The sequence below is a fragment of the Stenotrophomonas sp. 05L414_2 genome, assembly GCF_056397905.1.
Genome location: NZ_JBFTOJ010000112.1, coordinates 1 through 13,617, shown reverse-complemented (window position 1 = coordinate 13,617; position 13,617 = coordinate 1). Strand labels below are relative to the sequence as shown.

The 13,617-nt window shown below is 67.1% G+C and carries 12 protein-coding genes; 7 read left to right on the top strand and 5 right to left on the bottom strand.

Features of this window, described 5'->3' with window-relative positions; genetic code table 11:
• Window positions 1-504, top strand: a 504-nt coding sequence (locus AC1DJN_RS15080; protein WP_478039386.1) for a hypothetical protein, incomplete at its 5' end; no start/stop codon positions are given.
• 60 nt (window positions 505-564) lie between these two features.
• Here the strand turns inward: AC1DJN_RS15080 and AC1DJN_RS15075 are convergent.
• Both AC1DJN_RS15075 and AC1DJN_RS15070 read right to left on the bottom strand, forming a co-directional pair.
• Window positions 565-1,992 carry an amino acid permease gene (locus AC1DJN_RS15075; RefSeq protein ID WP_442251847.1) on the bottom strand — a complete coding sequence of 476 codons (1,428 nt, stop codon included), beginning with the start codon at window positions 1,990-1,992 and terminating at the stop codon, window positions 565-567.
• A 97-nt stretch (window positions 1,993-2,089) separates the two neighbouring features.
• Window positions 2,090-3,565: an amino acid permease gene (locus AC1DJN_RS15070; RefSeq protein ID WP_442251846.1), complete on the bottom strand. Its 1,476-nt coding sequence runs from the start codon at window positions 3,563-3,565 to the stop codon at window positions 2,090-2,092.
• Between the two features lie 132 nt (window positions 3,566-3,697).
• Here AC1DJN_RS15070 and AC1DJN_RS15065 point away from each other — a divergent pair, with 132 nt between their 5' ends.
• A complete protein-coding gene (locus tag AC1DJN_RS15065; protein ID WP_312964896.1) occupies window positions 3,698-4,312 on the top strand; it encodes an NUDIX hydrolase in 615 nt (204 codons plus the stop codon).
• A 75-nt stretch (window positions 4,313-4,387) separates the two neighbouring features.
• Here the strand turns inward: AC1DJN_RS15065 and serA are convergent, their stop codons facing one another.
• The gene (gene serA, locus AC1DJN_RS15060; RefSeq protein WP_032975510.1) at window positions 4,388-5,629 is read right to left on the bottom strand and encodes a phosphoglycerate dehydrogenase; all 1,242 of its coding nucleotides are present in this window, start codon (window positions 5,627-5,629) and stop codon (window positions 4,388-4,390) included.
• 169 nt (window positions 5,630-5,798) lie between these two features.
• On the opposite strand from serA, the gene AC1DJN_RS15055 reads away from it, so the two are divergent.
• The 3 genes from AC1DJN_RS15055 (at window position 5,799) to AC1DJN_RS15045 (ending at window position 9,422) form a co-directional block, all read left to right on the top strand.
• On the top strand, window positions 5,799-7,187 hold the full coding sequence (locus AC1DJN_RS15055; protein WP_442251845.1) for an FAD-binding oxidoreductase: 1,389 nt from the start codon (window positions 5,799-5,801) through the stop codon (window positions 7,185-7,187).
• A 62-nt stretch (window positions 7,188-7,249) separates the two neighbouring features.
• Complete coding sequence (locus AC1DJN_RS15050) at window positions 7,250-7,549, top strand: DUF2388 domain-containing protein (protein WP_032975508.1); 300 nt, start codon at window positions 7,250-7,252, stop codon at window positions 7,547-7,549.
• 40 nt (window positions 7,550-7,589) lie between these two features.
• Entirely contained in the window at window positions 7,590-9,422 is a 1,833-nt protein-coding gene (locus AC1DJN_RS15045; protein ID WP_442251844.1) for a DUF7844 domain-containing protein, read from the top strand.
• Here the strand turns inward: AC1DJN_RS15045 and AC1DJN_RS15040 are convergent.
• Together AC1DJN_RS15040 and AC1DJN_RS15035 are read right to left on the bottom strand one after the other, a co-directional pair.
• Window positions 9,400-10,467, bottom strand: a complete 1,068-nt coding sequence (locus tag AC1DJN_RS15040) for an ATP-binding protein (RefSeq protein ID WP_478039385.1) — start codon at window positions 10,465-10,467, stop codon at window positions 9,400-9,402. The genes AC1DJN_RS15045 and AC1DJN_RS15040 overlap by 23 nt on opposite strands.
• Window positions 10,467-11,183, bottom strand: a complete 717-nt coding sequence (locus AC1DJN_RS15035; RefSeq protein WP_025874768.1) for a response regulator — start codon at window positions 11,181-11,183, stop codon at window positions 10,467-10,469. Before AC1DJN_RS15035 ends, AC1DJN_RS15040 begins: the two co-directional genes overlap by 1 nt.
• A gap of 130 nt (window positions 11,184-11,313) precedes the next feature.
• On the opposite strand from AC1DJN_RS15035, the gene AC1DJN_RS15030 reads away from it, so the two are divergent.
• Window positions 11,314-12,462, top strand: coding sequence for an efflux RND transporter periplasmic adaptor subunit (locus AC1DJN_RS15030; protein ID WP_478039384.1), 1,149 nt, complete (start codon window positions 11,314-11,316; stop codon window positions 12,460-12,462).
• A gap of 21 nt (window positions 12,463-12,483) precedes the next feature.
• On the top strand, window positions 12,484-13,617 hold a 1,134-nt coding region (locus tag AC1DJN_RS15025), incomplete at its 3' end, for an efflux RND transporter permease subunit (protein ID WP_478039383.1).

Genomic DNA, 13,617 nt, shown 5'->3' with positions numbered 1-13,617 from the left:
GCACAGCGCTGGCTGAATGGGGAAGACAGCGCTCGTGCTGAAAGCGATTCCGGTCGTAGACAGCTTTCGTGTCGCGAAACACCATCGGGTGGCAGCAGAAATTCCGGCGCCAAGGACAGGAGTACTTCGATGATTGCGCGCGCGATGGGAGTGATGGGAGTGATCGGTATCGTGCTGGCCTGCAGCGGCTGCACAATGGAATGGGTGAAGATGGATGCGGGAGCGCGATCATTCGGCCCCGCCCACTCGAGTTGCACGGCGCGGGCCGACGATCACTGGCCGGTAAGGAATGAAGTGGCCACGCGCACTGTCTATGAGGACCGCAAGGTGCCCTGCAGGCTTGATGAAGTCTGCGCAATTGATGGCAAGTACAACCTGGTGCCGATGCCGAAAGAGGAGAGCTACATCGTGGACGTCAATGCGTCCGACCGCAGCAGCGAGTTCAGGGCCTGCATGGCCAGTGCCGGCTGGCAGCAGCAGCTCATCTGGTTCAATCGTCGCTAGACGAGGCGGGCACCCCACCCCTCGGAGCAGGAGGGCAGGGCCATCGTGGCCCTGCCGCTCTTACTTCCCCCGCAGGCGGCTGTGTTTGAACCCGTAGAAGAAGTAGATCACGAAGCCGACAAACGTCCACACGCCCATCAGCATCCAGTTGTGCAACGTCATCGCCGACAGCAGCGCCAGGCAGCTGATCACGCCCAGGCTGCAGACCAGCCATGCACCCGGAATGCGGAACGGGCGCGGCAGGTCGGGCTGCGTGCGGCGCAGGATCAGTACGCCGGCGCAGACCGCCGCGAAGGCGATCAGCGTGCCCATCGAGGTCAGCTCGCCGAGGATGTCCAGCGGGAACAGAGCCGCCAGCAGGGCGATGCCGATGCCGGTGATGACGGTGTTGATATGCGGCGTGCGGTACTTCGGGTGGATCTTGGTGAACACCGGCGGCAACAGGCCGTCGCGGCCCATGATCATGAAGATGCGCGGCTGSCCGATGATCATCACCAGCACCACCGACGACAGGCCGATCAACGCACCGATTTCCACCACCACGCGCARCCAGCCCAGCTGCGGRTGCGCGGCCACMGCGGTSACCACCGGCTCRTCGGTGCCCAGCAGCTGGTAGGGCACCAGGCCGGTCATGACCGCSGCCATSGCGATGTACAGCACCGTGCAGATCACCAGCGACAGCATCATGCCGATCGGCATGTCGCGCTGCGGTTTGTGTGATTCCTGCGCGGCCACCGATACCGCTTCGAAGCCGATATAGGCGAAGAACACCATCGCCGCGCCACGCAGCACGCCTTCCATGCCGTACTTGCCGGGGCCTTCGTTGGCCGGGATGAACGGGGTCCAGTTGCTGGTGTCCACGTACTTCCAGCCGACCACGATCACCAGCACGATCAGCCCGGTCTTGAGGATGACCATGGCCATGTTCATCGCCGAGGATTTGCTGATGCCGACGTAGCACAGCCAGGTCAACAGCAGCACCAGGATCGCGGCGGGAATGTTGGCGATGGCGCCGGTGGGCCGCAGCTGCGCATCCAAGGGGGCGCTGACCAGCGCCGCCGGTAGATGGATGTCGAAATGGCTGAGCAGGCTGAGGAAATACCCGGTCCAGCTGACCGCCACGGCCGAGGCGGAGACGCCGTACTCGAGCACCAGCATCCAGCCGATGAACCAGGCCGAGAGCTCGCCGAAGGTGGCGTAGGTATAGGTGTAGGCGCTGCCGGAAACCGGCACCATCGCCGCGAACTCGGCATAGGCCAGGGCGCAGAAGGCGCAGCAGATCGCGGCCAGCACGAACGAGAGCATGATGGCCGGGCCGGCGTGGTTGGCGGCGGCCTGGCCGGTGATGACGAAGATGCCGCCGCCGATCACGGCGCCGATGCCGAGTGCGGTCAGGCCCCAGGGGCCGAGGTGGCGACGCAGGCTCAGGCCGTTGGCGTCTTTATGGGCGGCATGCGGATGCTTGGTGGCCCACAGTTGCTTGAACATGTGTGGTGGTCTTGTGCGATGCGCCCGGTGACCGGGCGCGGGCGGAAATGCTTGCGGATATCGACGAGCCGGCGCAGGGGCTGGCCCGTCGGGAGGATCAGGGCGACTTGGCCAGCTTGCTGTGGCGCATGCCGTAGCCGAAGTAGATCAGCAGGCCCAGCACGGTCCAGCCTACGAACAGGTGCCAATGCACCACGAACGCCTGCCAGAACAGGAACAGGCACGACAGCGCGCCCAGCGGGCAGATCACCCACACCAGCGGCACGCGGAACGGACGGTGCAGCTTCGGGCGGGTGTAGCGCAGGATCAGCACGCCGATGCAGACCGTGGCGAAGGCCAGCAGGGTGCCCATGGATACCAGTTCGCCCAGCACGTTCAGGGGCACCAGGCCGGCCAGCGACGCGGCGATGACGCCGACCACGATCGTGGCCCAGTACGGCGTGCGGAAGCGCTTGTGGACCTTGCCGAACACTTTCGGCAGCAGGCCATCGCGCGAGATGGTGTAGGCGATGCGGGTCTGGCCCATCATCATCACCAGCACCACCGAGGACAGGCCGGCGATCGCGCCGATTTCCACTGCGGTCTTCAGCCAGGACAGGCTCGGGTAGGCTTCCAGCGCGGTGGCCACCGGCTTGTCGGTGCCCAGCAGGTGGTAGGGCAGCATGCCGGTCAGCACCGCGCAGACGATGATGTAGACGATGGTGCACACCGCCAGCGAGCCGAGCAGGCCGATCGGCATGTTGCGCTGCGGGTCCTTGGTTTCACCGGCGGCGGTGGAGACCGCATCGAAGCCGATGTAGGCGAAGAACACGATGGTGGCCGCGCGGAACACGCCGCTCCAGCCGAACTCGCCGGACACGCCGGTGTTTTCCGGGATGAACGGGTGCCAGTTGGCCGGGTCCACGTGGGCCGCGCCGATGCCCACGAACAGGCAGATCACGAAGACCTTGATGGCCACGATGATCGCGTTGACGAACGCGGACTGGGTCACGCCCACGTACAGCAGGCCGGTCACCGCCGCCACGATCAGCACCGCCGGCAGGTTGAACAGCTTGCCGGAGGCGGCGAACTCGTGCCCGTTCCAGGCGATCGGCGCCGCGCTCAGCGCGTCCGGGAACGGCATGTGCAGCGTGGTGGTGATGAAGCTGATCAGGTACGCCGACCAGCCCACCGCGACCGAGGCCGAGGCGAACAGGTACTCCAGCACCAGGCACCAGCCGATGAACCAGGCCATGCCCTCGCCGAGCGTGGCGTAGGAGTAGGAGTAGGCGCTGCCGGAGACCGGCATCATCGCTGCGAACTCGGCGTAGCACAGGCCGGCCAGCGCGCAGGCGATGCCGGCGAACACGAACGACAGCATGACCGCCGGGCCGGCGTGGTTGGCCGCGGCCTGGCCGGTAAGCACGAAAATGCCTGCGCCGATCACCGCACCAATGCCAAGCATGATGAGGTGTTTCGCCGTGAGGGTCCGTTTCAACGTGGCTTCGCCATCCAGGCTGCCTTCGATGGGTTCGCCGGCATCGACGTGCCCGGCCGGTTCGACCGGCTTGACCCTCAACAGAGCTTTCAGCATGCAGTACTTCCTGATGATCGGATTGGGAGGGCCGCCAGTACATTGCCGGCGGCCTGGAATCGTGAAAGCCGTGCGAACGGCCCGCTGTACCTTAGCCAATGCTGAAGGCACCGCACAAGCGCAAACGCAACAATGTACGGCGATAATGGCAGGTATTTTTCCAGGCACCCCGCATTCATGAGCGAAACCACCGAATCCCTTGCCGCACTTGACGATCGCTTGCGCGGCCTGCTGCATGACTATGCGCGCAAAGAACCCGCCCACGACGCCCTTGCTGCCGAATTCAGCACATTGATCGACGATGCGGAAGATGCTTTCCGCCGCGAACGCCTGGCCGGCCACTTCACCGCCAGCTGCTGGCTGGTCAGCGCCGATGGCCAGCGGCTGCTGCTGACCCACCATCGCAAGCTGCAGCGCTGGCTGCAGCTGGGTGGCCACGCCGACGGCGACCGCGATCTGGCCCGGGTAGCGTTGAAGGAAGCCGAGGAGGAATCGGGCCTGAGCGGCCTGGTGCTGGATGATCCGGCCATCTTCGATATCGACAAGCACTGGATTCCCGAGCGCAAGGATGTGCCGGGGCACTGGCACTACGACGTGCGTTTCGTGATCCGTGCGCTGGGCGGAGAGAGTTTCGTGCTCAGCGAAGAGTCGCTGGAGCTGGCCTGGCGACCGGTGGCCGAGGTCGCCAGCGATCCCCAGTCGGACGAATCGATGCAGCGCATGGCGCGCCGTTGGCTGGCGCGCTGAAAGACGCATCCACGCCACGCGTGGATGACGCAATGCCGGACGCATTCCGCCGGGCCACGCCCGGCGACGTACATCTCAATACAGGATGCGGGTGCGCAAGGTGCCCGGAATCGCCGCCAGCTCGTCACGCACCGCGCTGGCCTGCTCCTCGCTGGCGGTGATGTCGATCACCACGTAACCCACCTTCGGGTCGGTGCGCAGGAACTGGCCGTCGATGTTGACGTTGTGCCGCGAGAAGATCTCGTTGACCTTGGACAACACGCCCGGCACGTTCTGGTGGATGTGCAGCAGGCGCAGGCTGTCGGCGTGCTCGGGCAGGGTCACTTCCGGGAAGTTGACCGCCGACAGGGTGCTGCCGTTGTCGCTGTAGCGCACCAGCTTGGCCGCCACTTCGATGCCGATGTTGTCCTGCGCTTCCAGCGTGCTGCCGCCGACGTGCGGGGTCAGGATCACGTTGTCGTGGCGGGTCAGCGGCGATTCGAAGATATCGCCGTTGCCCTTCGGCTCGACCGGGAACACATCCAGTGCAGCGCCACCGATGTGGCCGCTGGCCAGTGCTGCATCCAGCGCATCGATGTCGACCACGGTGCCGCGCGCGGCGTTGATCAGGTGCGCGCCGCGGCGCATCTTCGCCAGCTCGGTGCTGCCGATCATCCACTGCGTGGACGGCGTCTCCGGCACGTGCAGGGTCACGATGTCAGCACGCGCCAGCAGGTCGTCCAGGCTGGCCGCCGCACGGGTATTGCCCAGCGACAGCTTGGTTTCCACATCGTGGAAGATCACCTGCATGCCCAGCGATTCGGCCAGTACGCCGACCTGGGTGCCGATGTGACCGTAGCCGATGATGCCCAGGACCTTGCCGCGCACCTCATGGCTGCCGCTGGCCGATTTSGACCAKCCGCCGCGATGGCATTCGGCRTTCTTCTGCGGGATGCCGCGGGTSAGCATGATCGCTTCGGCGATCACCAGYTCGGCCACGCTGCGGGTATTGGAGTAGGGCGCGTTGAATACCGGAATGCCGGCCAGCTCGGCCGCATCCAGGTCGACCTGGTTGGTGCCGATGCAGAAACAGCCGACCGCGATCAGGCGCTTGGCCTCGGCCAGCACCTCGGCACTGAGCTGGGTGCGCGAGCGGATGCCGACGATGTGGGCTTCGGCGATGCGCGCCTTCAGTTCGTCCTCGGGAAGCGCCTTGGTGTGCGCCTCGATCTGGCTGTAGCCGGCGGCGCTGAACACCTCCACGGCGGTCTGGCTGACCCCCTCCAGCAACAGCACGCGGATATCCTGCTTCGGGAACGAGGTCTTCTTCGGCGACATGGGGCGGCACGGCCAGTGGGACAGGGGCTGACCACTATGCCAGATCGCAACGCCCATGGTGCAGTGCGCAATTGGTTGCAACTGCGGCTATTGAAGGCTCTGCAGGGCTGGACGCTGGGCCCGGCCACTGGCACGCTTGCCCGTTCTTCACGCCCCGCGCTGGACCGTCATGACCGATTCCCGCATCGCCTCGTTGCAGCAGGCCTGTCCCGGCCTGAAGCTGAAGACCGACCCTGCTGACCTGGAGCATTACGGCCGCGACTGGACCCGGCGCTGGACACCGGCGCCGCTGGCGATCGCGTTGCCGGCCACGGTTGAAGAAGTGCAGGCGGTAATGCGCTGGACCGCGGCCGAGGGCGTGGCGGTGGTTCCCTCCGGCGGTCGCACCGGCCTTTCCGGCGGTGCGGTAGCGGCCAATGGCGAGCTGGTGCTGAGCCTGGAGCGGATGAACAAGGCGCTGGACTACGATGCGGTCGACCGCACCCTGGTGGTGCAGGCCGGCATGCCGCTGGAGGCGCTGCACAACGCGGCCCTTGAACATGGCCTCATCTATCCGGTGGACTTCGCGGCGCGCGGGTCGTGCTCGATCGGCGGCAACATCGCCACCAATGCCGGTGGCATCCGGGTGATCCGCTACGGCAATACCCGTGAATGGATCGCCGGACTGAAAGTGGTTACCGCCACGGGCGAACTGCTCGAGCTCAACAAGGGCCTGATCAAGAACTCCAGCGGCTACGATTTCCGCCAGCTGCTGATCGGATCGGAGGGCACGCTGGGCGTGATCGTCGAGGCCACGGTGAAACTGACCGACCCGCCGCCGGCCAGCAACGTGATGCTGCTGGCGCTGCCCAGCTTCGACGTGCTGATGCAGGTGTTCGCCGCCTTCCGTGCGCGGCTGCAGCTGCAGGCCTTTGAATTCTTCACCGACCGGGCGCTGGAACATGTTCTGGCCCATGGTGCGCAGGCACCGTTCGATGAAGTGCATCCCTATTACGTGGTGACCGAGTTTGCTGCCGGTGACGAGGCGCAGGAGGCGGCGGCGATGGCGGCCTTCGAGGACTGCATGGGCAACGGCTGGGTCAGCGACGGCGTGATCAGTGCCAGCGATGCCCAGGCGGCGCACCTGTGGCGCCTGCGCGAGGGCATCACCGAGGCGCTGGCACGTTACAAGCCCTACAAGAACGATGTCTCGGTGCGGATCTCGTCGATGCCGGCGTTCCTGGCCGAGACCCAGGCGCTGATCGGCGAGGCCTACCCGCACTTCGACGTAGTCTGGTTCGGCCACATCGGCGACGGCAACCTGCACATCAACGTGCTCAAGCCGGACGGCACCAGCGACGCGGACTTCGTAAGCCAGTGCGAGCATGTCACCAAGCTGCTGGCGCAGGTGCTGGCGCGCTTCAATGGCAGCATTTCGGCCGAGCACGGTATCGGCCTGGTCAAGAAGGGCTACCTGGACAGCACGCGTGGACCGGCCGAGATCGCGCTGATGAAGGCGGTCAAGCGCGCATTCGATCCCGAAGGGCGGCTGAATCCCGGCAAATTGTTCGACCTTTGACACAGGCAAAGTCTTCACCCAGCCGTTACGCTCCACCCACCCAATCGATGAACTCCCCGACCATGATCCGTCCGTTCCTGCTGCTTGCCCTGTTGTCCCTGCCGCTGGCCGGCGTCGCTTCGAGTTTTGCCGGCACCTCGGCCGGTTCGGCGACGGGCGCCTCTTCGGGTTCCTCGGGCAGCAGTTCCGGCGATGACAAGGTGGTGCTGGCTGCCCGCGATGATGCGGCTGCGTTTGTCGCCAGCGATGGCCAGATCCGTGGCGCGCGCCTGCAGGCGGCACTGGTGCACCTGCGTGAGCAGGATGCAGCTGCGCAGCAGCAGAGCGACCTGCAGCTGGCACGCGCCCTGCTGGCGCGTTGATCCAGCGCCCGGGTAGTGCCGGCCGCTGGCCGGCAACCTCATGACACCTGCGTGGAACGCTGCCGGGCATGGCCCAACGCGACGGAGGCGGATGGGCTGGCTCGCTGCGTTGGCGTGGCTGGTCATTCCAACAGCCCATGCCGCCGACCGCCTGCAGCTGGACCCGGCCGGGCTGAGCCCGGCGCAGCAGCAGGTCGCAATGCAGACACTGGCTGATGTGCAGTCGTTGCTGCCCGACGGCCTGCTGCGTGCCTTGCCCACGCAGGTGCAGGTCGGCTGGCGTGACGACCTGCCCGCCAACGTGCATGGCCGTGCCTTCGCCGGGGGCATCGCGCTGCGCCGCGATCTGCTGGACGACGATGTAGCCGGTGCCCGACGCGCCCGGCGCAGTGCGCTGGTGCACGAACTGACCCATGTTGCCGACCGCGCGGGGGCGCACTGGTCACGCAGCGCCCGTTGGCGTGACCTTGCAGGTTGGCAGCGCAAGCCCTGGCATCTGGGCCGCGGTGACAACGCCTTCCGCGACCGCAGTCCCGATGCCTACGAACTGACCGACCCGGCCGAGTACCTGGCGGTGAACGCCGAGCACTTCGTGCTCGATGCAGAGTTCGCCTGCCGCCGTCCGGCCTTGGCGCAGTGGTACCAGGCGCATTTCGGTACGCCGCCCTCACTGCCCGCGCCGCACTGTGCGGGCACCGTTCCGCTGCTGCAGGCCGATGCGGAAGAGGGCGCTGCATCGCTGCTCGCACTGGACCCGGCGCGGGTGTATGCCGTGGACTACCTGTTCGCCGAAGGCAGTGCGCAGCCGATGAGCCGCTGGGGCCACAGCATGCTGCGGCTGGTGATCTGCCGTCCTGGACGCGCACCGGGCCCGGACTGCAGGCTGGACCTGGAGCATCATCGGGTGCTGTCCTTCCGCGCCTTCGTTGGCGACGTGCAGATCTCCAACTGGCGCGGGCTGACCGGTGGTTATCCTTCGCGCCTGTTCGTGCTGCCACTGCAGCAGGTGGTGGACGAATACACCAAGGTCGAACTGCGCGGACTGGCCTCGCTGCCGCTGCAGCTGGACAGCAGCGAGATCGCCAGCCTGCTCGAGCGCACCGCCCAGGTGCACTGGAGCTATGACGGTCGCTATTACTTCGTCAGCAACAACTGCGCGGTGGAGACGGCGAAGCTGCTGCAGGCCGGTGTTCCGCGCCTGGGAGAAGCCGGCCTGGCACAGTTGAGCCCGCGCGGGCTGCGCCGCCGCCTGGCGCGGCTGCACGCACTGGACGAGCAGGTGCTGGCCGATCCCGCGCAGGCCCTGGCGCAGGGCTACTACTTTGCTTCTGCGCGCGACCACTACCAGCAGTTGTTCGCGGTTGCCGCCACGCAGATGGCGCTGCCGGCGCGCGATGTGCGCGCATGGCTGGCGCTGCCGGCGCAACAGCGCGCACCGTGGTTGCTGCGTGGTGATGTACGTGCCAGTGCCGGCCTGTTGCTGCTGGAACAGGCGGCGCAGCGGCGCGCGGAGCTGCGTGCGCGCGATGCACTGAAGCGACGGTTGCTGGCCAACCCGGACAGCAGCGCTACCCGCTCGCTGCGCGCGTTGCTGGAACAGAGCGGGCAGTGGTTGCGGCCGGGCCAGTTGCTGGCCGACGCTGGCTACGGCCTGCCGCAGGCGGACGAACAGGCGGAGGTGGCACGGGCAGCGGCCGCTGCCAGCGTACAGGCGGTACCCGCCTGGCAGGCGCTGCGCGTGCAGCTGCGCGCGCAGTTGCCGTCATCACAGCAGCGCGAGCTGGATGACATCGACCGCAATCTCGCTGTGTTGGGTGCGCACGTGCGTGAGCAGGCGGCCGCAGTGCCGCCTACTGGCGCGGCAGCTCGATGATGAAACGACTGCCGCCGCTGGTGCCCGGGGTGCAGTAGACCTGGCCGCCGTGCGCATCGGCGATGGCCTTGACCACCGCCAGGCCGAGGCCACTGCCACCGCCCAGGCGTGATCGTGAGCCGTCACCGCGCATGAATGGATTGAAGATGTCCGCGTGCAGGGCCGGGTCGATGCCAGGGCCTTCGTCTTCGATCGCCACCTGCACATGGGCCACGGTGTCATGCACGGCGATGCGTACCTTGCCCGGGTTGGCATAGCGGCGCGCGTTTTCCAACAAGGCCAGCAGCGCCTGCCGCAACCGCGTCGGGTCGCAATGGGCGGGGTGCTCCTCGCGGCTGGTTTCCAGCTCCAGCACGAAGCCGGCGCTGCGGAACGCGGGATCCACCAGGGTCATCACCGAATGCACCTCGGCCACCACATCGGTACGGGCGCGGCGCACGTCGAGGCGGGCGTTGTCGGCCAGGCTCAACACCCGCAGGTCCTCGATCAGCCGTGACAGGCCCTCGACCTGCGCGAGCAGGCTGCGGAACTGCGACTCATCGGGCTGGAACACGCCTTCGGCCAGGCCCTGCAGGCGGCCGCGCAGGATCGTCACCGGCGTGCGCAGTTCGTGGGCGATGGCCGCGTRCCACATCACCCGTTCGCTTTCCATATGCTGCAGGCGGCGTGCCATTGCGTTGAAATCGTCCACCAGCGCTGCGACCTCGCCGGGCGAGTTGGCCTCGGCCGTGGCGCGCGCGCCGAGATCGCCGCCAGCCAGCGCACGCACGCTGTCCACCAGTGAATTGAGCGGCGACAGGATGCGGTGGGCCAGTCGGAACGAGGCAGCGATCGCCAGCGCCAGACCGGTCAGGATCACCCCGACCATCCAGGCCAGCTCCGGTCCGCTTGGCAGCCAACCTTCCGGCTCTTCGGCGCTGGCCGGGAAGAACTCGATCAGTACGGCGTACAGCAGCCACGAAGAGAGGATCACCATCACGATGACGCCAACGACCATCAGCGACATCGATACGATGATGTGCCGGCTGAGCCCGGAGCGGCGCATCAGCGGTCGGCCATCAATCGGTAGCCGACACCGCGCACGCTGGCCGGAATCTGGGTGAGACCCACTTCGTCCAGCTTGCGCCGCAGCTTGCTGACATGGCTGTCCACGGTGCGCTCCAGTGCTTCGCTTTCCGGCAGGCATTCGTGCATCAGTTCGCTGCGGCTGAAGATCCGTGACGGGGCCAATGCCATGCAATGCAGCAGCTTGAACTCGGTCAGGGTCAGCAGCAGCTCGTGGCTGTAGCCGTCGCCCTCCACATGCACCGCGTGGGTGGCGGTGTCGATCAGCAGCGGGCCCACGCGCAGGGCGCTGGGCGCATCCGCCCGCGGGCTGCGCAGCGTACGCCGCAGTACTGCACGCACGCGTGCCGCCACTTCTGCCGGGTTGAACGGCTTGACCACATAGTCATCGGCACCCATCCGCAATGCGGTCAGCTTGTCCAGATCCTGGTCCAGCGCGGTCAGCATGATCACCGGCGTTTCACCGCGCTGGCGCAGCTGGGTCAGCACGCTCCAGCCATCCAGTCGCGGCAGCTGCACGTCCAGCAGCACAAGGTCCGGGCGCATGCTGCGATGCATGTCCAGGGCGATCTGGCCATCGGCCGCACGCAGGGTGCGCAGGCCCTCGCGTTCAAGGTAGGCAGCAAGGATGTCGGCGATCTCGGCTTCGTCCTCGACGATCAGGACCAGCGCCGCGAGGGCAGGGGAGGCATGCATGGCAAGGCGAGGCCGGAAGGTGCTTGTCCTCCATCGTATCTCCACAGTTCCTCCATCGAAACCCCATCATCGCCACGCACACTGCGCGCTTCATGATTCCTCAGCCGCGTCTGCGGCACTGTGCACAGCAATGAGAACCTTCAGGACTCCGGTCGCGCTGGTCGCGGCCTTCGCCTTGGCCATGACGGCCTGCTCCCGCCCCGAACCCACCGTCGAAGCCGTGCCGCGTGTCAGCGTGGTCACCGTTGGCCCGCAGGTGGTGCAGCGCGATGATGAACTACCCGGTCGGGTGGCGGCGGTGCGCACCGCGCAGATCCGTGCGCAGGTCGGCGGCATCGTGCAGCGCCGGATGTTCGAGCAGGGCGCGGAGGTGCATGCCGGAGAGCCTCTGTTCCAGATCGACCCGGCGGCGTTCCGCGCCGACGTCGATTCGGCACTGGCTGCCCTGCAGCGCAGCGAGGCGGCACTGGGTCGCAGCCGGGTGCAGTCACAGCGGCTGCAGGCATTGGCGGCCGCACAGGCGGTCAGCCAGCAGCATCGCGACGATGCCAGTGCCGAGCATGAGCAGGCCCGGGCAGCGGTCAACGAGGCGCGCGCGATCCTTGCGCGACGCCAGCTCGACCTGCGCTACGCCACGGTCAGTGCACCGATCGATGGCCGCATCGATCAGGCGCTGGTGACCGAAGGCGCGCTGGTCGGCGTCGCCGATGCCGAGCCGATGGCGGTGGTGCAGCAGATCGACCAGGTCTACGTGGACGTGCGCCAGCCTGCTTCGCAGCTGCAGTCCCTGCAGCGCAGCGCGGTGGACGGCGAGTTGCCGGTGACGATCATCGGCGCGGCGGGTACGCCGCTGCCCGAGCGCGGCCGGCTGCTGTTCTCCGGTGTCAATGTCGATGCTCGCACCGGCGATGTGATCCTGCGCATCCTGGTCGACAACCCGGAGCGGCAGTTGCTGCCGGGCATGTACGTGCGTGCGCGGGTGCCCCGTGGTGCGCCGGCCAGCGCGTTGCTGCTGCCGCAGCAGGCAGTGCTCCGCAGCGCCGGTGGCCAGGCCTATGCCTGGGTCATCGCCGCCGATGGCAAGGCGGTGATCCGCACGCTGGAGGTGGACGGCAGCGTCAACCGGCAATGGCTGGTGCGGCACGGCCTGAAGGCCGGCGAGAAGGTGGTGGTGGAAGGCCAGGAGCGCCTGCAGGAAGGCGTACTGGTCGATCCGCGCGACTGGCAGGTGCCGGTCGCCAGTGCCAGCGCACCGCCGACATCCGMAMGCCAGGGCTGAGCCCTTCCAGGAACCTACGACATGGCYCGTTTCTTCATCGATCGCCCGGTATTTGCCTGGGTGCTGGCGATCTTCGTCATCCTGGCCGGCGTGCTGGCCATTCCGCGGCTGGCGGTCGAGCGCTACCCGGCGGTCGCACCGCCCAGCGTCAGCATCTATGCCAGCTATCCCGGCGCCAGCCCGCAGACATTGAATGATGCGGTGGTTGGCCTGATCGAGCGCGAGCTGTCCAGCGTCAAGCACCTGCTGTACTTCGAATCGTCGGTGGACACCTCCGGTGAAGCGTCGATCACCGCCACCTTCAAGCCCGGCACCGACCCTGAGCTGGCGCAGGTAGACGTGCAGAACCGGATCAAGGCGATCGAGCCGCGCCTGCCGCGCAGCGTGCGCCAGAACGGCCTGTTCGTGGAGGCGGCCGACTCCGGGTTCCTGATGCTGGTGGGCCTGCGCTCACCCGATGGCAGTGTCAGCGAAGCGGCGCTGGGCGATTTCATGGCGCGCAACATCATCGAGGAGCTGCGRCGCATCGACGGCGTCGGCCGCGTGCAGCTGTTCGGTGCCGAACAGGCGATGCGGATCTGGCTGGACCCGACCCGCCTGACCGGCTACGGCCTGACCATGGGCGATGTCGCCAGCGCGATCGAGCAGCAGAACCTGGAGATCTCGCCGGGCCGCATCGGCGATTCGCCCGGTGTTCCCGGCCAGCGCATCACCGTGCCCTTGAGTGCCGAAGGCCAGCTGTCCACGCCCGGGCAGTTCGCGGCGATCGTGCTGCGCGCCGGTGCCGATGGTTCGCGGGTGCTGCTGGGCGACGTTGCCCGGGTCGAACTGGGCGCGCAGAGCTATGCCTGGGGCACGCGCGAAGATGGCTATCCGGCGACGGCCGCCGGCGTGCAGCTGCGCCCCGGTGCGAATGCGGTGCGTACTGCCACGGCGGTGCGCGAACGCATGGCCGACCTGCAGCCGCTGCTGCCGCAGGGTGTCGAATCCAGCATTCCGTTCGATACCGCGCCCTTCGTGAAAGTATCGATCCAGAAGGTGCTGCAGACCCTGATCGAGGCGATGCTGCTGGTGTTTGCAGTGATGTACCTGTTCCTGCAGAACTGGCGCTATACGCTGATCCCCGCCCTGGTCGCGCCGATCGCGCTGCTGGGC